The organism is Streptomyces fodineus (assembly GCF_001735805.1).
Lineage (GTDB): Bacteria > Actinomycetota > Actinomycetes > Streptomycetales > Streptomycetaceae > Streptomyces > Streptomyces fodineus.
In genome coordinates, this window is the sequence record NZ_CP017248.1 from 9,563,887 (window position 1) to 9,586,405 (window position 22,519).

A 22,519-nucleotide genomic window follows, 5' to 3' on the forward strand; every position below is an offset into this window, starting at 1 on the left:
ATGGACGATGACACACATCATGCGGAAGGGCAGGGCGAATTGAAGTCGATCGCCGCGAAGTACCGTGCCCATTCAGCTCTGTTGATCCGCGGATACGCGCTGTCGCAGATGCGGGCGGCGACCCTGTCCAGGCCGGTGTCCCACAGCCGGATCGTGAAGTCGTTGCCGCCGGTGGCCAGGGTGTTGCCGTACGGTCCGAACGCCACTGCCGGTACCGGACCCGAATGGCCGGTGAGGACGGTGGGAGCAGCCGCACCGCTCACGTCCCACAGCAGGATCTTGCCGTCCGCGGCGCCGGCTGCCAGTCGGCGGCCGTCCGCGGAGAAGGCCAGCGCATAGATCCAGGAGCCGGACGCCCGTAGCTGTGCCACCTTCACCGGGCGACGGATGTCACTGATATCGATCAGCCAGACCGTCTTGTCCGTTCGATGGAAGGCAGCCAGGCTCCGGTTGTCGGGGCTGAACATGCCATCGGTCAAAGGGTCGGATCGGAACGGGGACGGGAGTTCCCGGGGACTGCGGGGCTCGCTGACGTCCCAGAACCGCAGCGAGCCGGACTCGCCCGTGCTCGTCACCAACGTGCGGCCGTCCGGCCGGAACGACGCCATCGTGACGTTCGGCCCGCCCTCGGTGATCCGGCTCAGCGGCCGGGGGTGGCCGGGATCGGTCAAGTCCCACAGCCCAGCCGCCTGTTGCGCCCACACGGCCAGCAGGTGGCCGCCTGGGCCGAAGCAGGCCCCGCCGACTTCGCCGGCGTCGGGGGTGAGGATCGATCTGAGCCGCGGTCTTCGTGGATCGGTCACGTCCCAGATGCGGACGGTGGTGTCCTCGCTGGCGGTGACGAGGGTGCGCCCGTCGGGGCTGAACGCCACGGACCGGACGAACTTGGTGTGCCCACGCAGAACCGCCAGCGGCCACAGGGCCCGTCCGCCGGTGACCTGCCACAGCCGTGCGGTGCCGTCCCAGCTGGCGCTGGCGAGCAGGTGGCCGCCAGGGCCGAACGCCACGGACGTGACAACGTCGTCGTGGGTTCCGAGCGACAGGTCCCGCAGGTCCAGCAGCCAGTCGGAGTTGGCGAACACGCGGCCGTCGGGGCTGAACACGGCTTGGTAGGCACCACCGGGAATCGCGCTGACGCGCTTCGGGTGTGCCGGGTCGGTGACGTCCCAGAACAGTTTGGACCCGCCGACCGAGACGAGTGTCCGGCCGTCGGGGCTGAATGCCACCGACCAGACGATCGTGGGATGGCCCAGCAGGACGGCCGGTGGCTGCGTCCGCCGGCCGCTGCCGATGTGCCAGATCCGTGCGGTGTGATCCCAGCTTCCGGTCGCCACGTTCCGGCCATCAGGGCTGAACGCCACCGAGGTCACCGTGTCGGTGTGCCCGCGCAGCACGTCGAGCTGGCGTGGATGCGCGGGGTCGGTGACGTCCCACAGCCTGGCGGTGGTGTCGCCGGTGGTCGCCAGTGTGTGCCCGTCCGGGCTGAACGCCGCTGAGGTGACCGCGTTGGTGTGGCCGGGGAGGGTGGCCAGCAGCCATGGATGCCGGGGATCTTTCACGTTCCACAGCCGGGTCGCGCCGTCGGTGTGGCCGGTGGCGACGATGTCGTGGCCGGGCGGGAACGCCACCCACGTCGGCGCGGTGTGCTGATCCGGCAGGGTGCTCAGCTCGATGGGCGCTCGCCGGTTCGTCACGTCCCACAGCCGCACCGATCGTTCGCTCGCCGCCGCCAGCACGTGGCCGCTCGGCCCGAACGCGACCGCCAGCATCCGCCAGGGCTGGTCCAGGACGGCCAGCTGGACGGGGTGGTGGGCGTGCCCGATGTCCCACAACCGGACCGTGCGGTCCCAACTCGCGGTGGCCAAGACCGTGCTCCTTGGGGCGAAGGAGATCGAGACCACGTCGGAGGTGTGGCCTGTGAGCTGGCTCGTGTACGGCGTCGCGAACGCGCTCATCAGCTGATCGCGGACGTCGTCAGTGGCTGCCAGCCGGTACGCGGCCAGGTTCAGCTGTGCGGCGAGCGCGGGGTTCTGCTTGCGCACCTCGGCCGCGTCCGCGGCGGCCTTCCGTGCGATGGCCACATTGCGCTGCCGGATGGCCGCATTGCGCGAGCCCACGGCCAGCACACCCGCAGCGGCCGCGATGACCACCAGCACGGTGAGGAGCGTGGCCAGTTGCCGCAGGCGAACCGACCGCCGTCTGACCGCCGCCATCTCGCTGGCCTGCCTCTCCCTGCTCGCGTCGAGGAAGCACCGTTCCCTGGACGTCAGTCGGCTGCCGTCCGCGGCGGCCAACTCCAGTGCCGCGGCGAGCCGGGCACCCCGGTACAGGGCGTGCGGGTCGCGGTCCTGCGCTTCCCAGCCGGCGGTCGCGTCGGTGAGCTGCCGGTGCAGGAGGAGCCGCTCCCGGTCTTCGGTCAGCCAGCCGCGCAGCCTGGGCCAGCATCGGATGATCGCCTCGTGGGTGATCTCGACGCACTCCTCGTCCAGCGTCACCAGCCGTTGCCGGGCAAGGGATTCGAGCACGAAGGCGGTGTCGGGGCCCGGGTCCAGCTCGTCCCTGGTGATCCGGCGCCTGGTGTCCTCGGTGCCGTCGCCCAGCGCGGTCAGCCGGAGGAACAGTGATCTGGCGAGGCCTTGCTGGACCGGCGACAGCGCCCGGTAGGCGGCCTCGGCGGTTTGAGCCAGAGCGTGCCGGATTCCGCCGGCCGCCAGGTACCCGTCCAGGGTCAGGCGGCTGCCGCTGCGGCGGCGCCAGGTCTCGACCATCGCGTGTGAGACCAGGGGCAACGCGCCTGGCTGACCGGTCGCGTCCGCGATCACGGCCGCCAGCAGCGGGCCGGTCACGGTGCAGCCGGTGAGATGGGCCGGCCGGGTGATGGCTTCGCGCAGTTCCTGGCTGCTCATCGGACCGACCGCGAACTGCGCGTCGCGCATCGCCTCGACCAGCAGGGGGTTCTGGACGCAGTGGCCGTAGAAATCGGCGCGTACGCCGAGTACCACCCGCGTCCGGCTGGCCGTCGCGGTGGTGGCGGCGATCAGCATGGCGATGAACGCGTCTCGTTCGTCCCGGTCCCGGCAGAGGGTGAAGACCTCCTCGAACTGGTCGGCCACGATCAGCGTGTCGATGTGCGGTGCGCTGTCGATCGTGGCCTGGCGGATCCGCAGGTGCAGCGTCGCTGGATCGTCGCGCAGCTCGGTCATCAGCGCGCCGGGGGCCTCTCCCGTCGCCGCGGCGAGGCGGATCGCGCACTCCTCCACGGGGTGGGGTCCCGGCGTGAAGAGCATGACCGGCCACCCTGATGCCCGCGCGCGGGCGACGAGGCCTGCCCGCAACAGCGACGACTTCCCCGATCCGGACGGCCCGAAGACCGCCAGGAACCGGCGGTCCCGCACCTTCGCGAGCAGCTCGCCGGTCAGCCGCTCGCGCCCGAAGAAGCGGTCGGCGTCTTCCGGCTGGAACGCCGACAGCCCGGCGTACGGTGTGCTCGGTTGGCAGGTTTCCCCCGGCTTCTCGCTCTGTGCGCTCGCGGCGATCTCAGCGGCGACCGCGTGCCACCGGGATTCCCATGCGCGGCGGTCACCCTGGCACGCCTCGACATACGCGAGCGTGACACCCAGGCTCGGAAACGTGCGCCCGGCTGCCGCGTCCGACAAGGTCGTAGACGAATAGTGTGCCCTTTGGGCCAGTGCCCGGTAGGGCGGCCGTCCCGCCGCCTCGCGCAGCTTGCGCAGGTCGGCCGCGAACAGCGTCAGCGGACCGGAGTCCGGGTCGAGCGGGCGTTCGGCACGTGGCATGGCCTTCCTTTCTGGAGCCTTCCGCAGCCGCGTGCGTGGTCATTGTCCGGCTGTTGATGTCCGGCGCCCACGTCCCGGCGCCGGACAACGCTCGGCAGCTAGACATGGGCCAGCGCAACCGCGCACTGGCTGTACGGAGGGAAAGCATGAAAGCTGCGAAACGACTGATCCCGGTGCTGGCGGCCATCGGGCTCGCGGTCGCCGGTACCTTGACGAGCCCGCCGGCATTCGCCGCGGCACCGCTGCTCAGGTCCAACCTGAACGGGAGGTGCGCCGACATCTTCGGATTCCATCAGGAGAACGGCTCTTCCACCGTGACGTGGGACTGCACCGGTAACACCAACCAGCAGTGGTTCTGGGACGGTGAGCAGATTCGCTCCAGCATGAACGGAAAGTGCCTGGAGATCTACGCGTTCAATCAGGGTGACCTGGGCTCGGTCAGCATGTGGGACTGTGACGGGGGCATCAACCAGAGGTGGTTCCGTAACGGCAACGAGATCCGTAGCCGGATGAACGGAAAGTGCCTCGACATCCTGGGTGGCCGGCCCGAGCCCGGCCAGCTCCTGGTGAGCTGGAGCTGCAACGGAGCGCAGAGCCAGAGCTGGGACTTCTGAACGGTGGCCCGGCCCGTCACGTCGTGTGCCGGGCCGGGCCGCGGTCACCGCGGCGTGCAGCGAGACGCCGCCCGGCTTGACCGGGACCGGCTCCCAGGTGGTGGCGTCGTCGTTCTGATGGGTTCCGCTCGCCGGCCCGATCGACTCCGGCCTGCTACGCCGGCACACCTCGGCCTCGGCGTCGCGAAGCGCCTTCCCCCACAGGGAGGCTCGCGCGAGGAACTCCTCCTCGCTCATCGGTGCCGGGTACTCGCGTAGATCGTGCGCTACGGCCCGAGCCAATCCACGCCTCCATGACTTCACCCGGACAGAAGGAATGTCCAACAGGTACAAGACTTGCGCACTACGCATTGGGGTGGATCGGAACAGTCCGCAGTCACTCGGACGAGGTAACAGGCCCAGGTCCAGGAAATCTCAGTGGTTGCCGGGGCGCTGCGGACGGACGAGGCGGGAGAGGTAGAGCTGCATCGTGCCGGACGGCTAGGTCCGAGCCCCGTGGACCGGCGCAGGCCGGGTTCCAAGCTGCACATCCTGTCGGACACGAACGGGCTGCCCCTGGTCGTGGCTCGGGTGATGGTGGCGGGTGTTTTTGTGGGGTTTGGCCGAGGTGATGTTTGTCGCGTGGCGGTGGCGCTCGGGTGTGAAACTGGTGGCGAAGAGGTGATGTGTGTGTCGGAGTCGCCGCATGGGTCTTCCGATGCCGGCTGGGTGGTCGATGAGGGTCGGCTGGAGGAGCTGATCGTCGAGGCGCGGACCGCATTGCCGTTTGAGTTGCCTGCGTTGGCGGTGCGGTGTGCTTCGGCTCTTGGTCTGGGGACGGCGTCGCTCTACCTCGTGGATCTGCAGCAGCGGCTGTTGATTCCGCTTGATGAGGTTTTGGATGCGTTGCCGGTGGATGGTTCGACGGCGGGCTGGGCGTATCGGACGCTTTCGCCGCGGGTCGCTGCGGCCGATGACGGCTTGGTCGTCTGGCTGCCCTTGGTGGACGGATCGGAGCGGTTGGGGGTGCTGGGGGTAGGGGTCGCTTCGCTGGAAGAGGTCTCGTTGCGGCGTGGCCGGATGCTGGCGGACTTGTTGGCGATGTTGATCACTTCCAAGCGTGCTTACAGTGACTGGCTCGCCGCCCGCTCCCGTACCGCGGCCATGCAGCTGCCGGCCGAGATGCTGCGGGCTTTCCTGCCACCCCACACCGTCGGCAGCAGCAAGTGCGTCTCGACCGCGGTCCTGGAACCGGCGTACGACATCGCGGGCGACGCTTTCGATCATTCGGTGGTCAAGAATGTGCTGCACACCATGATCCTCGACTCCATGGGTCATGATCTGAACGCGGGTCTGACCACGTCGGTCGCGATGGCGGCGGCGCGTAACGCGCGCCGCGGCGGTGGTGACCTGGCCGATGTCGTCGGTTCCGTCGATCAGGCGCTTGCCCAGTGGTTGCCCGACCAGTTCTGTACCGGTGTGCTGTGTCGGCTCGATGCCGAGACCGGGGTGCTGCGCTGGGTCAATTGCGGTCATCCCCCGCCGCTGCTGATCCGTGGTGAGCGAGTGCTCGCCGGGGTGCTGGACAGTCCGCCGCAGCCGCCGATCGGCCTGGCGGGCCCCCTTGCCCCGGTCGCCCGGCAGGTCCACGAGACGGTGCTGGAGCCCGGTGACTGCGTGCTGCTCTACACCGATGGTGTGGTGGAGGCCCGCGATGCGGACGGTGCGGAGTTCGGCCTCGCCCGGTTCACCGATTTCATCATCCGCTCCAATGCCGCCGGCCAGCGCCCGGCCGAGGTGCTGCGGCTGCTCATTCACGCCGTCCTCGATTACCAGCGCGACCAGTTGCGGGACGACGTGACCATCCTGCTTTTCGAGTGGCGCCCGCAGTTCCGGTGAGGCGGGGGTACGCCGTGCCACGCGGTGCTCGTGCGAGATCCTCCGTGATTGCCGCGCGTGAGGCGACGGCCTGGATCATGGGGTCCAGGCCGTCGCTCGCGTGCACGGTCCCGCCCTTGCGTGATGAGCGGACGATCCCGCTCATGGGCTCTGGCCTGCGCGTGTCCTAGGGGCGCCAGTCGGCTTCGAGGTCGTGGGAGTCGGTTTTGGTGAGTTGGGTCGTTGCGGTGCCGTCGGCGCGTATGAGGTAGAGGTGTTCGGGGTCCGCGTCGTCGGTGCCGCCTCTGGTGAAGACCAGGTGGCTGCTGTCCGGGGACCAGGAGGGGTTCTTGTCGTTGAGGCGGGCGGCGGTGATGCGATGCAGTGCGGTGCCGTCGGGACGGATGAGGTAGAGGTGGGCGAAGCCCGAGGAGTCCTGGCGGCTGAAGGCGATCTGGTTGCTGTGTGACCAGTCGGGTGTCCAGTCGTGGGAGGCGGGGCCGGTGAGGGCTGTCTGGGTCAGGGTGGAGAGCCGGATCCGTATCAGCCTGCTGTGTCCGCTGGTGTCGGTGCGGTTGAACGCCAGGTATTTGCCGTCCGGGGACCATGTCGGGTGGAGGTCGTCTGCCGCGGTGTGGGTAAGCCGGGTGGCGTGGGTGCCGTCGAGGTGGGTCACGTAGATCTCGCGCTGGCTGCCGACCGGCTTGGCGTAGGCGATCTGTTTGCCGTCCGGGGACCATGCCGGGTCGGAGGCGCCTTTGGTGCCGGGGACGGCTTTCAGGTCGCCGCCCGTGGCCTTCATGGTCCAGATGCCGTCGATGGCGCCTGCGGACCCGTAGCGGGCGAAGGCCAGCCGTGTGCCGTCCGGGGACCAGCTGGGCGTCACGTCGCTGATGGTGGAGCTGTGCGTGAGGTTGACCGGCGTGCCGCCGCTGGGGGAGACGGCGTAGAGGTCTTCGGTGGGTGCTGCGGCGGTGTAGCGGGCGAAGACGATGGCGTGGTCTCCCGCAGCTGCCGGGTTTCCTGCGGCGCCGAGGGTCAGTGGTGCGGCCATGGCGAGGGCCGTGGCGGTCACCGCTGCCCGGCGGCGCCTTGTTGTGCCGTTGGTGCCGGTCGTTTCGGTCGTGCCGGCTCTTCGGGCCTTTGCGGCGGCTCTGCCGCTGCTGGTGCGGCGGTGTCGGCGCGTCATGGTGTCCATCCCGGTCCCTCCCTGTGCGGCCTGCTGCAGGTCGCTCCGGTCGGTAAACCTCGCACCTGAAGCGCTCCGGGGGAAGCGGCGGGATCTGGCGGTACGAGCCTTGTGACATGTTCCGTACAGCGCTGTCACATGCGATGCGATGTATGTCATCCGGCTGTGCGGTCGCAGAGGGCGTCGTGCACCGGTTCTGGATGGTGCCGGCGACAGCCGGCAGGTGTGCTGGGACGTGGTCGCATGCGGTACCGCAGGCGGCGAGGCCGTGGTCTTCCTGCGTGTACCCGATGCGTGGTGGCAGTGGCACCGCCTGCCTTCTGTGCCCTGCGGCGGGTGGTCCCCCCGGCACGTCCGAGGCCGAGCTCCGGGCCGGGTCGCCGGCAGCGCAGCGCTGACACTGTCGCCGGCGCTGCCACCGTGACCGTGCCGGCTCAAGCCTCGCTCACCTGGCTGTGGAGAGGCCTGCCCGGCCCGGCGCACCCGCCGGCGCACTCGCCGACCGCATCAAGGCCGCACTCGCCTCACATCCCGGCATCCGTGCGGCACTCGGCCTGGCTCTGCTCTGCGGCAGTACCGTCTGCGGCTACCGCACGGTCGGACCGTACGGCCCGTGGTGGCAACGTACTTGCTCTACCGCCTGCCGCAGACGAGCCAGGCGCAGGTAGCGCACCGGGTCAGGTCGGCGGGCTTGGACGTGGGCCGGTGGTACGACGGCGGTGACGGCCGGGATGCCGCCGGGCCGCCCCGCCGGCATCACGGGCCCGTACGGCGTCTGGCTGGCGGCGGCGCAAGGAGTCGTCCTCGGCGGACACATCGTCGCCTGGTTGGCGGGTCACCGGTTTCGACGCTCATCCCACGGACGTAAACCCGTGGGTCCATGTGCGACGGTTCATGCATTCGCTGGTCGGATGTGCTCGGGTGCACCGCATGACAGCGTTCCACCATGAATATGAATATGAACATGAACAGGGGCGGGGGCCGTAACGGCCTGACGCGCCGTCATCTCATGGGAGCCGCACTCGCGGCCGGCGCCGCGGCGCCGCTCGGTGTCGCGCGTCCCGCGCGAGCCGCTCAGGGCGGCGCCCCGGGTCCGGCACGGTTCGTCCTGCCCGTGCCCACCGGGCCGTACCCGGTGGGCACGGTGTCGCTGCATCTCGTCGATGGCTCACGTCCCGATCCCGCGGCCGGTCCGGGAGGTCGGCGTGAGCTGATGGCCAGTGTCTGGTATCCCGCCCGGGACGTCTGGCGGTATCCTCGGGCTCCCTGGATGGCTGCTGCGCCCCTGCGGGCGCTTTTGGCCTCGGCGGGGTTCGACGCCGACGTTGCGCTCGCGCCGTTCACGGTCGGCCACGAGGGCGCACCGGTGCGGCGGGCGGGCGGTCGCCTGCCGGTCGTCGTGTTCTCGCACGGCGCGCACGACCACCGTTCCGACACCACCGTCGTGGTTCAGGAACTCGCCAGCCACGGATACGTCGTGGTGACGGTGGACCACACGGGCGACGCCTTCAGCGCGTTCCCGGACGGCCGGGTCGTCGTCCCGCTGCACGACCCGCAGCACATACTGGGGCCGGCGGACTTCGCCAAGGACATTCGCTTCGTCCTGGATCGCTTGGAGGACTTGGACGCCGGGGAGAACCCCGACGCCGAGCACCGGCCACTGCCGGCCGGCCTGTCCGGCGCCCTGGACCTGCAGCGCATCGGCATGTTCGGCTGGTCGAAGGGTGGGACGGCGACCGCCCTCGTCATGAGCGAGGACCAGCGGGTTCGGGCGGGGTTGAGTTTCGACGGCCCGATGGAACCGGCGGTCACCACCGATCTGGACCGGCCGTTCATGATGATGACGGCCGTGTTCACCCGGGCCGAGGATGCGAGCGTCGCCGCATTCTGGTCGCGCCTGCGGGGCTGGCGGCTCAACATCCAGGCCGATGGTGCGGTCCACTCGTCGTACTGCGACAACCAGGTCTTGATACCGCAGCTGGCGAAGATGGTGGCAATGAGCGACGAGGAGCTTCGGCGCTGGATCGGGGCGCTCGATCCGACCCGGGCGCTGCGGATCCAGCAGGCGTACCCGCTCGCCTTCTTCGACTTGCATCTGCGACGCGGCCGGGGGCACTTGCTCGACGGGCCGTGCGCGGCTTTCCCCGAGGTGAAGTTCCTTCTGCCCGGCCGCTGATTTGGCACCGAGGCGGTCGATGCGACGAACTGCCGAATCACCGCGGCCTGTTACCTGTGCTGAGTGTGATTGCCACGGCGGACAAGGCGACGACCCCTCGGAAACCGTGCGGGACCCATCGGGCCCTGTTCATCCGGCGACTCCTGCCCGAGCCCCTACCCGTGTGCGTTCCACTCGGGGACAGGACACCGCTTCACGTGTCGGACCGTCACGGCATGACATCAACTCGGCGGATGCCGATGGGTCCTCACCTGTCGCCGCCGTTTGAGATGCCTAGTGTTGTTTCGGGCTGGTTGGCCAACCGCCGGGCGGGCCTTTCCCTCTTCCTCGGTGAGTGAGAGTCCTCGGTGAGTGAGAGGAGGATGCCATGAGGGCGAGTTGGCGGCGGGTGGTGGCCGTTGGTGTGTGTGGTGGGGTGCTCAGTGGTGGGGGCCTGGTGCGGCCGGCCGTGGCCGGCGAGGACCCTCCGGTGATCAGCCAGGCGTATGCGGGCCCGCGCCCTGGGGAGGCCATCGGGATCGATCTGCTCAACTACGCACGCAAGCCGGGCGTGGAGCTGGTGGCCGAGTCGCCGGTCTTCGCGGCCCCGGTCCGGCTGGACGGCCCTGCGGGCAATACGGGCGGTGAGGGTGTGAGGGCGCCTATCCCGGCGTCGGCGAGGCCCGGTTCGTATCCGCTGGTGGTCAAGGCCGGAGGCAAGGTGGTGGCCCGTGACACCATCGACGTCAAGCCGCCGAGGCGTCCGTTCATCGAGGTGGGCGCGGGCGGCGCGGGGCGGCCGGGCATCAAGGTGAATCTGTTCTTCGACGACCTGTATCCCGGAGAGACCGGCAAGTCCTTTACGGCCCGTTCCGCAGCGTTCACTGCGCCGGTCCGCCTCGCATACGACAAGGGGTCGTGGAACAACACCCGTATGTTCAACGCCTTTGACGTGCCGTTGCGGGACACCCTGCGCGACGGGGCGTACCAGGTGTGGGTGACCGATGCGCATGGCAGGCGGAAGGCCGAAACCCGGCTGGACGTCCGATCGGCCCGCCCCGGCGACGACGATTACCTGGGCAAGGCCAGCGGCCCGGCGTTCTTCGGGAAGGAAGGCTATGTGTTCAGCGCCCGGTCCAGGGGCTTCACCGTCGCGGCGGGAGGGAGGATGTATGTCCGCTGGCAGGACGCCCATCCGGACCCCGGAGAGCAGGAGCGGATGACCGCGACCTCCCCGGCGTTCCAATCCCCGGCCCGGCTGGAGTTCGATCTGATCAAGGGCCATGAGGGGGATGCCCCGGTCTTCTGGGGCCCGGCTCGGATCAAGCCCGGCCTGGACCCCGGCAGGTATCCCGTCACTGTCGTCAGCCACCGCGGCCGTGTGAAGAAGACCGGCTACCTCACCGTCACCCAGGACCCCGCCCGCGACGGTGGTCAGGACGGAGTGCCAACCGCTGTGTGGGCGGGGGCAGGCACCGCAGCAGTGGCTCTGGGCGCCGCCGCTGTGGTGCTGCTGGTCGCCAGGCGCAGAAGGGCGTCCCTTTCCTGAGCACGTGCGGGGTGAGCTGCCCGGCCCAGGCCGGTAGGTGCCGAGCGGCGGCCTCGGCCGGCGACCGGCCGAAGACGTCGGCGGTCACCTGCGAGCAGGAGCCGTCCCTGCTCTTGCGCTCGGAGGAGAACAGCGGGGCGCCGGGCCGGGTGTGGTCGGCGTGGAAGGGGCCCCACACGTCCTCGATGAACCACCGCAGGTTACGATCGGCGCCGTCGATCAGCGGCACCAACCGCGGCTTCGGTCCTCACGCCACCCGGCGAACAACTCCTCGATCTCCGCTTAGGGCGGGATCCTCAACCGCGGTTCCACCGAGGCCCAGCCGGTGGCCGGTTCATCTTGTCCAGGGGCACTCGACCACACGGCCTGTGAGGTTGTCAGCTCGGCCTTCTGCCGGAGCTCAACGAATTGGAAGAACACCGCCAGCGCACCAGCCCGGCCGGTCCGGGTCGACGGTTTGGCGTCGCGGAGCGCCTTGCCGAAGTAGACGTCGGCGTCCGCAGGCTGCATCTCCCACAGTGGGCGGCCGAACCAGTCCCGGATGAGCTCCAGATGGTTGGTGCACGTTGCGGATCGTGCTGTCTATCAGTCCGGCCGAAGCTCGCGCGAGTACGAACGCCGCCGGTACGTCGGTCTCGAACTCGGCGAGCTGCTCCTCGCTCACCACGAACGGGCCCGGTCACCCGGACGAGGTCCTGGTCCGGGCGCTCTCCCAAGCACCGGTCAGTCGTGCATGCGCCCTGGGCATGACTGCCGGGCGGAATGGTGGCTGGTGGGCCGGTGTTCCCTCGTGAGCTGGAGCATCTCCAACGGTCCGGTTCTGCAGGAGACGGAGAACGCCCCGGCCAATAGGACTGAGGCCGACTGTACGAATGAGGGCTGCGGGCTGACCGCTATCCGAGGCACTGAAAACAAGTACGTGCCCGAGCTGAAGGGCTGCCGCCTCGCGCTCGCCGAGGCGGCAGCCGCTCACCGAGTCGCCCCGCCCTACGCAGTCAGCGGACTGACGCAACCCCGCTGCGGCGGGTGCCGATCCTGCTGGCTCGCATAAGCCGGCAGGATGGGTAACGGGGTTTTTGGACACCCCGATTGCTGTGGTGGTTCGAGCGGCTCATGGGGCTGCAACGGCGTCTGGAGCTTTGTGTTCTGGGTCGTGAGCGAGTTCGAGCAGGGCACGGATGGACAGCCCGGCCGGTCCGCTCGGCGCTGGTGACGGACCACGTTGCGGACTGACCGCGTCAGCATGATGCCGGAGCGCCGTGACGCGCGGTGCGGTCCTTGCAGCCCGAGCACGCGTCACGGTCACCGGGGTGCTGTGGCGCCGGAAAGGCCCATCCCGCGTATCTATGCGGCTTGGGTGAGTTCGGCACGGCCGAACAAGAGCGCGTAGCCGGAGGGAAGCTGCTGCAGGATGCGGGTGAGGAGATCGGGGCCGGCCAGGGCTGCGACGACACAGAGGACGGATCCGGTGTCCCAGCGGGTGGTGGCCAGGGTGGCACCAGTGCGGGCGGCGAGGTCCTTGACGAAGGCCCAGCCGGTCAGTGCCTGGGTGTCGGGGATCTGGGCGGTGAGGATGCGTGCGGCTTCGAAGGGGAGCCGGGCGGCCAGTTCGACGCGTTCGTCGCCGGTCAGCTGGCGTCCCAGTCCCGCGAGGACGAGGCGGACGGCTTCCTCGGCCTTCTCACGGGTGGGGTAGGCGCCGTCGTAGCGGACCTTCTCCAGCATCTGCTCGTACGCCAGCCCGTAGGGCCGCTGGAGCGGTGCGCTCTGGTCGGACATCACTGCGGTGGTTGCCTTTCTGTCACCAGGGTCGTGGTGGCCGGTGTGCGGTCACCGGGGGCGGGTGGTCAGGTGGGCTGGGGGCGGCCGAAGAGGAGGTCGTAGCCTGCGGGGAGCTGGAGCAGGATCTCCTTGAGGAGGTTGTCGCCGGCGGCGTCGGCGACCGTGGAGAGGGCGGCGCTGACGTCCCAGGCCGCGGTCTGTTCGGTGGCGCCCTCGATCCAGGCCGCGGTCGCGCGCACGAACCGCTCTGGTGACAGCGGCTCGGCGCTCTGCAGTGGGTTCAGGAGGATCAGGGCGAAGTCTTCCGGTAGACACGCCGCCAGCCGGGCGCGTACCTCGCCGACCAGGTGTGCGCCCAGCAGGGCGAGCACCACGCGGGCCGCGCGTTCGGCTTCCTGCAGGGTGTCGTACTCGCCGCGTTCCTTCACACGGTCAAGGAACGCTTCCCGTCGCACGGTCATGTCGGTCGCCACCCTTCCTCGGTCCGCGGGGCGCGGAGGACGGGCGAGGGGGAGATCAGGTACCCGTCCTCCGCCGCTGGTCAGCCCTCGTCTGTCCGGCTCAGCCGGAGATCTCCTTGCGGTCGGATCCGACGCCGATGGCGATCTTGCGGGGCTTGGCGCGCTCGGCGATCGGGATGCGCAGGGTGAGCACGCCTGCGTCGTAGTCGGCCTGGATGTTCTCGGTGTCCAGCGTGTCGGCGAGCACGATCTGGCGGGAGAAGACGCCCAGCGGCCGTTCCGACAGTTCCATCTGTACGTCGTCGGCCTTCGTCACGGGCCGGCGCTCGGCCTTGACGGTCAGCATGTTCCGTTCGACGTCGATGTCGATCGCGTCCGCGTTGACGCCGGGGATGTCGAAGGCGACCACGTACTGATCACCCTCGCGGTAGGCGTCCATCGGCATCGGGGACGGCCGGGACCAGGTGCCCGGTCCCATCAGCTGCTGCGCCAGCCGGTCCAGCTCACGGAAGGGGTCAGTGCGCATCAACATCGTGAAACACCTCCAGGAAGGTTCGGGCAGTTGCTGCCAATGCGCCTCACTGACACCGTTGTAACATGTCATCGAATGGATGACAAACTTGATGTCGTCCAAAGGATGACTATCTGAGGGAGGTGCCTATGACCACGGCCGACCAGCCGGCATCGTCCAGCGCCGGCACACCGAGCCCGGCGTCGTTCCTCGCCGCCGCAGCAGCCCTTCAAGCCATAAACGACACCCTGCAAGCCGCCCGGCACGAAGCCCCCGGCACTGCCGAGACGCATGACGTCGGCCCGGACCAGGCCCTGGCCTCTCTTCTGCTGCTGCGGCAGGTACGCGAGCAGCTCGCCGGATGGGAAACCGGCCTGATCGAAACCGCCCGCCAGGCGGGCGCCAGCTGGGCGGACCTTGCCCACCCGCTCGGCGTCGCCAGCCGCCAGGCCGCCGAACGCCGCTACCTGCGCGGACGTCCCGGCCCCGCCGGAACCACCGGCGAACAGCGCGTCCAGGCCACCCGCGAACGCCGCGCCGCCGAACGCACCACCGCCACCTGGGCCCGCCGCAACGCAGCCGACCTGCGCCGCATCGCCGGCCAGATCGCCGCCCTCACCGACCTGCCCGCCGCGGCTCGCGACCCGCTCAGCCAGCTCCACGCGGCCCTCGCCCATGACGACCCCGCCGTCCTCATCCACCCCCTGAACGCCACCCGCCCCCACCTGACCCCCGCCCACCCCGACCTCGCCGCCCAGCTCGATGCCCTTACGAACTCCGCCACGAACCCGGCAGCCCCCGGCTGGCTGGATTTCGCGGAGCGACAGGACTCGTAGGGCGGCGCCCGGAACGGCAGGTCGTGCGGCGCGTGAGCTGCCTGCTCACCGGCGTGATCGCGGCCCACGCGATCGAGACGAAGTTGTGCGCGGCAAGGCGCGCGGGCGGTGTGGACGCATCCAAGCGGACAACTGGTCCTGGCTCGGCCGCCCCGCCAGCCGACTCGGCCAGGCGGGATATCCCGACTGATGCTGATGACACTGTGCGAGACCGGAACCCGCGGCCTGATCGCGGCAGCCTTCGGCCCCGTGGCCAGGGGCGAGACGTATTACGCACAGCAGCTGGCCTCGAACTTGACCCCCGGCATGTTGCTACTGGCTGACCGAGCCTTCCACACCAATGACCTGCTCGCACAGGCCGCCCGCCGCGGCGCACAGTTCCTGGTGCGTTGCACCAGTCGTCGACATCCGCCGATCCTGACGCTACTGCCCGATGGCTCCTACCTCACGCGCATCGCCGGCCTCACCCTGCGCGTCATCGAAGCCGAGATCCGCACCCGCACCGCCGACGGCAGCACCTTCGGCGAGACCTACCGACTGCTGACCACGCTCACCGACCACCGCGCTGACCCCGCCCACCAGCTCGTCCGCCTATACCACGAGCGATGGGAGATCGAGTGCGCCTACCTGGCACTGCGTCACACACTCCTCAAGGGCCGCGTCCTGCGCTCGAAGGATCCGGCCGGACTCACCCAGGAAGTATGGGGACTGCTCACCCTCTACCAGGCATTGTTCCAGGAGGTCAACGCAGTCACGGAGATCTGGCCGCGGCAGACCAGCGCGCTCACGCATCAGTGCGATGGCCCGAATGTGGCGTCCCGCAGCCACCAGTTGGTCCACCTCCCGCTGGTCCCCGGCCGAGAGCCGACCCCACAGAGAATCGTTCATCCTCACATTGAATCGCTCGGCAGCACCGCCTGTCTCACAGTGGACGGCTGGCTGCGGGACCTCGACATCGCGCTGCGGCGGTTCACGCATGGCACGGACGTCTCCGCCGCACTGCACGAGCTGTGGCGCCAACTGGAGACCGGATCCGAGACGGCCGAGGCCCTGGCCGGTCTCCTTGCACTGAGCCGGGAAGCCTGTTCGGCCCTTGCACATGCACAGGCTGGTCCCGACCGAACCCCCCGGAACAACCAGCTCAGGGGCGACTGATGCCCCAGGGAATCGCGATCAGTGGGGCGCTGACACGTCTCGTCCCATCATCGGAAGGCGACCTGGACCTGCTCGCTACTGAACTTGAATGGGTGATGTCGGGGCTGATCGTCTGACAGCCGTCGGTTAGTTCCGGTAGTCCTGTGGGCGTGAGGTACGCGCAGGGCGGTGGGCTGACCGACGCCGAGAGGGCCGCGCGGGAGCGGTTACGGCTGGAGGCCGTGGAACGTTTCGAGCGCGAGCAGGAGAACGGGGAGCTCGCCGCCGCGCCGCGGGCGAGCGAGCGGTCGGTGGAGCGGTGGCGCTGGGCCTGGCGCGAGCGCGGCGAGGCCGGCGTGCCGTCGAAGGGGTCACCGGGTCGACCGAGGCTCAGCGAGGCCCAGATCTTGAGGAACGGGAGCTGGAGCGCGGCCCGCTCGCCCACAGCCGGGCCGACCAGCGGTGGACTCTGGCGAGGATCAAGACTCTGATCGGCTGGCTGTTCCACATCTCGTATACGGTCGAGGGCACGTGGCAGTTGCTCGGGTGGCATCGACATGGTGCTGGTTTCCGAGGCGCGGGGCCGCGGTCTCGGATCGGATGCGGCTCGTGCTCTCGTGGATCATCTGCGCGGGACTCTCGGGTGGAGTCGGGTGACGGTTGACCCGGCCGCGGCGAACACCTGAGACCCTTTTGATGGAGTATCGCCCCGTGTCGTGATGGTTGTGACAGGGCAGAGATCTTCAGGGGGGTTTGGCCGTTCTGGTGTGGTGTTCCGCGTAATTGGCGTGGTCTGTTGGTGTGTTCGGTTTGTTTGTTCGGGTGGTTGGCCTGCGGTCCTGTAGTTGTATGGGAATGATCCTGTTGGTGGCAGTAGATGGCGGGAACGAAGACGGGCAATCGGGCCCACCGTGTCGCATGATCAGATAGCGTGCTCGCTCATGGGGGAGCTGATATTGATCAGGCACGGCCAGACCGAGTGGAGCCTGTCGGGCCAGCATGCGGGGCGCACTGATGTTCCGCTGACTGGCGCAGGTGAGGCATCGGCCAAGGCACTCGCTCCGAGGTTGGCCCGACGCCCGCTGGCCGGCGTGTTCAGCAGTCCGCTGAGCCGCGCCATGCGGACGGCCGAGCTGGCGGGATTGGCCGGCGTCAGGCCCGATCCCGACCTGGCCGAGTGGGATTACGGCGGCTATGAGGGCCTGACCGCGGCGCAGATCCGGAAGGGGCGGCCGGGCTGGGACCTGTGGCGGGACGGCGTCATTCCCGGCGACGCTGACCATCCCGGCGAGCGGCTCGAGCAGGTGGTCGCGCGCACGGACGCGGTGCTGGACCGGATTCGGCCGCTGCTGAACGATGGCGACGTCGCGGTGGTCGCTCACGGTCACCTGGCGCGCGTGCTCACCGTGCGGTGGCTGGGCCTGCATGCGTCGGCCGGCCGACTACTGGGCCACCCGCATCCCGGAACGCTGAGTTTCCTGGCCACTGAGGACGGGCAACCGTTCATCTCCGCCTGGAACGTCCCGTGATGGCAGCTGCCGCACGACCGCAGTGAGAGGCCCCGCCAGCAGATGAGAGCCGCGGCGATGCCGGCGAAGGCAAGGAAGCGGTCGGCCTTGCGTTCGTAGCGACGGCGCGGTCGGCGGCATCCGGCGAGCCAGGAGACGGTGCGTTCGATGACCTAGTAATGCCGACCGAGTCGCTGGCTTCAGTCCGCACCCTTGCGGGCGATGCGCGGCGTGATGCCTCGGTTGCGTAACCAGCGCCGCAGATGGTCGTAGTCGTAACCCTTGTCGCCGTGGAGCTTGCCTGGTCGGCGACGCCGTGGCCCACGGCGGGGGAGCGGATGGGCGGTATGCCGCTGACCAGCGGGACGAGCGCCTGGCTGTCGTGGGTGTTGGCCGCGGAAATGCCCACAGACAGGGGCTGACAGTTCTGGTCGGTGATCAAATGGATCTTCGACCCGCACTTGCCGGATGGGCCGAACGACGCAGTCGGCATCTCCTGCCAAGTGCATCCAGACGTAGCGACGAACACGATCGCCGCCAGTACTTCCCGGTCCCTGTGCCGAATGACGCCTCCGCCCTGCGGGCGGACAGGTGCCGAAGGAACCATCCGCTGGCAGGGCTGCGGCATAGTCGCGTGGCGTCGCTTTTGTGACTACGTGAGAACCGGGGAGACTGAGTGGCCGCCGTGGGTCGCGGACGTCGCGGCGGAGGCCTGTCGCGATGTTGATGATGCAGTCCAGTTTTCAGGGCACGGAATTCGGGCCAAGATGCATAGGAAGCAGCCCAGATCGCAGCCTCCTGCAAGATCGAGTCGGTGCCGAACAGAAGGCATCGAAGTGGAACCGGCTGCCGTATCGACCGCGTTCAGCAAGCCCTCGAAGGAGATGAACGGGATCCGGCTCTTCACGAGACCCATCGCTGCTTCGGAGGCATCGCGAGAGTCACCTGAGACACACATAGCGGCACTACCCGAAACGTCGTCAACCAGGAAGTGCAGGATGAGTCCGGATCCGGCCGTCCACTGCACCTCATAGGGAATGCCCCGGTCACGATCGGCTGGGATCTCACCACGACACGGCCAACCCAGTGATTCTGCGCAGCGTTCCGCCTGCTCCTCTGCTTCGGTCGCACCGGCCTGGCAAATCAGGTTACTGGACCGGTAACGGCCGCTGGTCATTTCCACTCCCGTTCCGCGCCCTCCAGAGGCGCGTCTCAACTGGCTCGATAACTAGGCCTGGCGGTCGTGGTGGCGATGGTGGAGCGGCTGGTTCCGGATGATTTATGGAAGATGTTCCAGCGGTGGTACCAGCCGCTCCGATTCGGCCTCAGGGTGGAGGCCGGCGCAGGTACGGGGACAGGCAGGTACTGGCGGCCGTCATCTTCGTGGCCGCGATGGGCTGTACATGGCGCCAACTGCAGACGGCTTTCAGCCCGTCGGGTCCGACCGCGCACCGACGGTTCAACGAGTGGAGTGTGGCCCGGGTGTGGGCCAAGCACCATCGACTGGTGCGGGACGAGCTCGCCGCGCGCGGCGAGTTGGACTGGTCTCGGTGTGCCTGCCACTCATCGTCGTCAGCGACCTGTTCGGCATCCACCCCAACACCGCACACGCCTGGGCCCAGTACGCGCAGGACAGCTGAGCGGATACGTCGCCGCCTGCCAGGGCGGGAATAGGACCTCGGATCTCTGTCGCGGACGAGTTCTAGAGGGCGGGAAGGGGGGGGGAGGCAGGAAGTGAGGCAGAAGCAAAATCGCTTCCCCAGACGAACTTGCTGCCCGGCAGGAAGGGGGATGCCCGCCGGACCTACGTTCTGGGTTGTAGACCGCTTCCGCCTCACACGGAGTTAGAGATCAACTCCGTAATGGTCAAGCACCTTCACCATCACAGCCCAGAGGGCTTTCACGCCCAAGGCGACCGCAACCCGTGAAGCTGCCTTACGTAACCGACCAGATCTCACCTGGCCAGACTCCGTAGCGACCATTCCTGCACCTCATCTCATTGGGCCGGAACCTACGCGGACGACGTAGGCTCCCCCTAGAGCTGGGCCAACGTCATTCCACGCGTCCATAGGCCCCGGCCCTGCCTTGAGATGAGGCTCTTGCATCGTACTCGCGCTCGCATGATCGGATCGAGAGCTGGGCCGGACTACCTCGCCGGCGTCAGGACGCTGAATAGCGCAGGGTAGGAGCACTGCGCCCTCACCCGTCGTGCTGGAGGCATATGAACGGGCTGTGGTCAGGGAGGAGCTGACCGAGTTCCGGCGGTGCATCACCAGTACTGTCGCCCCTCACGCCGCCGCCCACCCGGGCGACAAGTGGGTCAAGCCTCCCCGGCACACCACGAACGCCGAATGAGCCCTGCCCGAAGGACCGTTGCCCACCCCCGGCCTGCGAGACCAGCAAGGGCGGCCGGCCGGAGAAGCATCCCCGCCACGTCACCTGGGCCGCCATCACCTTCATGACCAGGCGTCTCGCACGGACGGGAGCCATCCCTGACCTGGCTGAGGAAACCGGCGTCGGCCCACGGCCGAGCGCGACGGGCCGGTCCGGCTCCAACACAGGGGAGTCGGGCCGGCCCGATACTGCCAGACGCCTCTGACAGGCGCGCGGAGTCCTAGCTCTGGAAGAGGATGTACTGGAGGTGCGCTCCACCCGTGGTTGTGCACGGGCCTCCCTTGGTGAAGTAGTAAGGGTGCTGGGCGACGTCCAGGACATAGCCGGTGTAGACCCCGGGCAGATCTTCTTGCTGTTCGGCAGGTCCATCCAGCCGATGTTGTTGTTGCCGCCGGATGTGCCGTCCCAGTCGTAGCAGTAAGGCGGTGCGTTGTAGCTGTAGATGGTGACTCCGCCGCTCGGGCAGGAGACGTTGTAGACGGTCGCACTGGCGGGCGTGGCGGCGGCAAGGCCCGCGGTGGCGACTCCAGCTGCCAGCTTCCGGGCGAGGGAGCGATTACAGGTCGCCGACGCGCCTGACTTCGGTTGCGAACTCGCGATGGGTGGGGCTCAACTGGCCGGCCGGACCTCTAACCGGAGTCCGGCGGGGTGGCGGCTGGAGGTCACCCGCGGCTGGAACCTCAACAACAGCAGACTGTTCGACCTGTACACGAACCTGTACATTCCGGCGTTCTTCGATCAGGTCGCCCATGCAAGACCGTCAGGGATCGACCCTGAGTCCCCACCAGCTACCGCTCATCTGCGGGACCTGGCTCGATCCGGCGCCTTGCCTCCGTTCACCCGCGCGCTTGCCGATGGCCACTCGGGTGCGGTGAGCACGCTGAACCACATCCTCACCAGCTTTCGCGCCACGGCCCTGGACCCCTACCGTCGAAGGATTACCTCGGCCGTCGCCATCGCATCAGCCAGGGCACGAGTCCATGCCGCGATCGGCGGCATCGACGACATGCTGAACTCCTTGCATCCGTCGATCCGCTGGGACGGTCAGAGACTGCGCCTGAACACCATCGTCGAGGCCGAAGAGTCCCTCGAAAGGCGTCCCTTGATCTTCCAGCCCACGGCGTTGGCCACCCGAATCATGTTCGACCCGCTGGCCGATTCGGTGACGGTCACCTACCCCGCTACCGCGGGCGCCATCCTGCGCGCCCCCGAGTTCCACGTCCCGGCCCAAGCTCGCAATCAGCCGCAGATCGTCGAACTGCTCAGCTGCAATCAGGACCGAGTGTCGAGTGCCCGATCTGCCGGGGGTGGCTTCCCGAGGTGCGGATCCTGTCAGGATAGGGCTCCCCGCCGAGGCTGTCGGCGCGCCGGGGGAGCGGTCGATGACCGAGCGCGTGGACACGATCGAACGGGTTCCGTTAGCTCTCGCGCATACGCAGGGCGTCGCCCCGGACGCCTGCTGAACTCGCTCGTTGGAACAGCTGCGGCCCGCAACACCCGGTCTGCTGACGGGCCGCAGCCGTATGTGTGCAGGCCAGATGGTTGGGACGCAGCACGGGCTGCCGTGTCCCCCTTTGCTGCTACTGGTTGTGCCGCGCCCGCCCCGGCCACCGCCGACGTCGACCAGGAGCAGGAGCTCGTCCTCGAGGCCCGACCCACGAGGAGGTCATCGACTGGCGCACCCGCGCCGCCCACGGCCACCAGATCGTGTTGGACCACATCGACCGATACGGCGAGACGTCGGCCCGGAGGCTGTTCACCGGGGGTGGCGCGGTGCCATGCCGGGTCAGCGGGCGAGTCAGGCCGTGGCCTCGACCAGCCGCTTCATGCCGGGCTCGTCGGTCACACAGCCCACCAAGCCGAGCGTCCGGGCCAGCGCCAGGTCGTGCTCGTCGTTGACGGTCCAGGCCATCACGTCGATGCCGGCGGCGCCGCACTTCTCCACGATGGCCCGGTTCAGCTGGCGCAACTCCACGCTGACCAGGGTCGAACCGACCTTCTGAGCGCGGCCGACGAAGGTGTCGCGGTGCGCGCTGGGGCCTGCCACCAGCACGGTGCGGGCCTGCGGCAGCAGGTTGTGGATCTCGATCAGTGCCACGTCGTGGAACGACAGCACCGAGACCCGGTCCAGCAGATCGCGGTCGGAGAGCACCTTGGCCAGCGACCGGGCGGCGGCCACGTCCTTGATCTCCGCCTGGATCGGCAGCGTCGGTCCGACGGCGTCCAGCACCTCCCCGAACGTGGGAATGCGCTCGCCGAGGCCGGCGTCTAGCTCCTTGAGCTTCCGCAACTCCTGGTCGGCGATCGGACCGGCGCCGTCCGTCGTGCGGTCCAGGGTCTCATCGTGCATGACGACCAGCTGGCCGTCCTTGCTCAGGTGCAGGTCCAGTTCGATGCCGTCCAGCCCCTCGCGTTCGGCCCGCAGGAAGGAGCGCAGGGTGTTCTCCGGCTCGGCGGCCATGACACCGCGGTGGCCGATGATGAAGAAAGACACTCGGTTGCCGTCCTTGGGTGTGGTGTCCGGGGCAGCCGTACGAGGGCCGTACCCCCCGGCCGGGCGGCGGGCCCGCCCGTCGGACGCCCAAGCCTACTGGGCCCGTCCTGCCGCGTGCTCGGCCCGCCTCGACCGCGCCCCAATGCACAACGCTCCGTTGCTGTTCGCGCTCACCCTGCTCGCCGCCGCCGGAGCCGGACGGGCGGCCTGGCGGCGTAGAAATCAGTGCTGTGACCGG

Annotated in this window: 13 protein-coding genes and 4 pseudogenes; 10 read left to right on the top strand and 7 right to left on the bottom strand. The window is 68.8% G+C overall.

The window, feature by feature from the left end; genetic code table 11:
* Positions 1-17: 17 nt before the first annotated feature.
* A complete protein-coding gene (locus tag BFF78_RS41550; protein WP_069783191.1) occupies positions 18-3,797 on the bottom strand; it encodes an nSTAND1 domain-containing NTPase in 3,780 nt (1,259 codons plus the stop codon).
* A 104-nt stretch (positions 3,798-3,901) separates the two neighbouring features.
* Between BFF78_RS41550 and BFF78_RS41555 the strand changes: the two genes are divergently transcribed.
* Entirely contained in the window at positions 3,902-4,411 is a 510-nt protein-coding gene (locus BFF78_RS41555; protein ID WP_159033157.1) for an RICIN domain-containing protein, read from the top strand.
* Positions 4,412-5,074: 663 nt separating this feature from the next.
* Positions 5,075-6,289: a PP2C family protein-serine/threonine phosphatase gene (locus BFF78_RS41560; protein WP_069784148.1), complete on the top strand. Its 1,215-nt coding sequence runs from the start codon at positions 5,075-5,077 to the stop codon at positions 6,287-6,289.
* Between the two features lie 166 nt (positions 6,290-6,455).
* On the opposite strand, the gene BFF78_RS41565 is transcribed toward BFF78_RS41560, so the two are convergent.
* Complete coding sequence (locus BFF78_RS41565) at positions 6,456-7,466, bottom strand: PD40 domain-containing protein (RefSeq protein WP_069783193.1); 1,011 nt, start codon at positions 7,464-7,466, stop codon at positions 6,456-6,458.
* A gap of 1,261 nt (positions 7,467-8,727) precedes the next feature.
* On the opposite strand from BFF78_RS41565, the gene BFF78_RS41570 reads away from it, so the two are divergent.
* Positions 8,728-9,633: an alpha/beta hydrolase family protein gene (locus tag BFF78_RS41570; RefSeq protein WP_227026083.1), complete on the top strand. Its 906-nt coding sequence runs from the start codon at positions 8,728-8,730 to the stop codon at positions 9,631-9,633.
* A gap of 367 nt (positions 9,634-10,000) precedes the next feature.
* Positions 10,001-11,161: a hypothetical protein gene (locus BFF78_RS45130; protein ID WP_069783195.1), complete on the top strand. Its 1,161-nt coding sequence runs from the start codon at positions 10,001-10,003 to the stop codon at positions 11,159-11,161.
* A gap of 1,344 nt (positions 11,162-12,505) precedes the next feature.
* On the opposite strand, the gene BFF78_RS41585 is transcribed toward BFF78_RS45130, so the two are convergent.
* The 3 genes from BFF78_RS41585 to BFF78_RS41595 form a co-directional block, all read right to left on the bottom strand.
* Positions 12,506-12,940 carry a DUF2267 domain-containing protein gene (locus tag BFF78_RS41585; protein WP_418346735.1) on the bottom strand — a complete coding sequence of 145 codons (435 nt, stop codon included), beginning with the start codon at positions 12,938-12,940 and terminating at the stop codon, positions 12,506-12,508.
* Positions 12,941-13,008: 68 nt separating this feature from the next.
* Positions 13,009-13,404: a DUF2267 domain-containing protein gene (locus BFF78_RS41590; protein ID WP_069784149.1), complete on the bottom strand. Its 396-nt coding sequence runs from the start codon at positions 13,402-13,404 to the stop codon at positions 13,009-13,011.
* 100 nt (positions 13,405-13,504) lie between these two features.
* Positions 13,505-13,936 (bottom strand): Hsp20/alpha crystallin family protein, encoded by a 432-nt coding sequence (locus tag BFF78_RS41595; RefSeq protein WP_069783198.1) that lies wholly within the window; start codon positions 13,934-13,936, stop codon positions 13,505-13,507.
* A gap of 128 nt (positions 13,937-14,064) precedes the next feature.
* Here BFF78_RS41595 and BFF78_RS41600 point away from each other — a divergent pair, with 128 nt between their 5' ends.
* The 5 genes and pseudogenes from BFF78_RS41600 to BFF78_RS41615 all read left to right on the top strand — a co-directional run bounded on the left by BFF78_RS41600 (position 14,065) and on the right by BFF78_RS41615 (position 17,414).
* Positions 14,065-14,751 (top strand): type III effector protein, encoded by a 687-nt coding sequence (locus BFF78_RS41600; RefSeq protein ID WP_069783199.1) that lies wholly within the window; start codon positions 14,065-14,067, stop codon positions 14,749-14,751.
* 189 nt (positions 14,752-14,940) lie between these two features.
* Entirely contained in the window at positions 14,941-15,906 is a 966-nt protein-coding gene (locus BFF78_RS48860; RefSeq protein WP_227026084.1) for a transposase, read from the top strand.
* A gap of 149 nt (positions 15,907-16,055) precedes the next feature.
* A pseudogene (locus BFF78_RS48865) lies at positions 16,056-16,447 on the top strand (winged helix-turn-helix domain-containing protein); the annotation flags it as partial.
* A pseudogene (locus BFF78_RS48875) lies at positions 16,419-16,565 on the top strand (GNAT family N-acetyltransferase); the annotation flags it as partial. The pseudogenes BFF78_RS48865 and BFF78_RS48875, both read left to right, overlap by 29 nt.
* Before the next feature lie 261 nt (positions 16,566-16,826).
* The gene (locus tag BFF78_RS41615) at positions 16,827-17,414 is read left to right on the top strand and encodes a histidine phosphatase family protein (RefSeq protein ID WP_069783200.1); all 588 of its coding nucleotides are present in this window, start codon (positions 16,827-16,829) and stop codon (positions 17,412-17,414) included.
* 23 nt (positions 17,415-17,437) lie between these two features.
* Here BFF78_RS41615 and BFF78_RS45135 read toward each other — a convergent pair.
* Positions 17,438-18,021: pseudogene (locus BFF78_RS45135) on the bottom strand (IS5 family transposase); the annotation flags it as partial.
* Positions 18,022-18,645: 624 nt separating this feature from the next.
* Here BFF78_RS45135 and BFF78_RS44310 point away from each other — a divergent pair.
* Positions 18,646-18,965, top strand: a pseudogene (locus BFF78_RS44310) (transposase); the annotation flags it as partial.
* Between the two features lie 2,620 nt (positions 18,966-21,585).
* Here BFF78_RS44310 and BFF78_RS41620 read toward each other — a convergent pair.
* Positions 21,586-22,281: a glycerophosphodiester phosphodiesterase gene (locus BFF78_RS41620; protein WP_069783201.1), complete on the bottom strand. Its 696-nt coding sequence runs from the start codon at positions 22,279-22,281 to the stop codon at positions 21,586-21,588.
* Positions 22,282-22,519 lie beyond the last annotated feature (238 nt).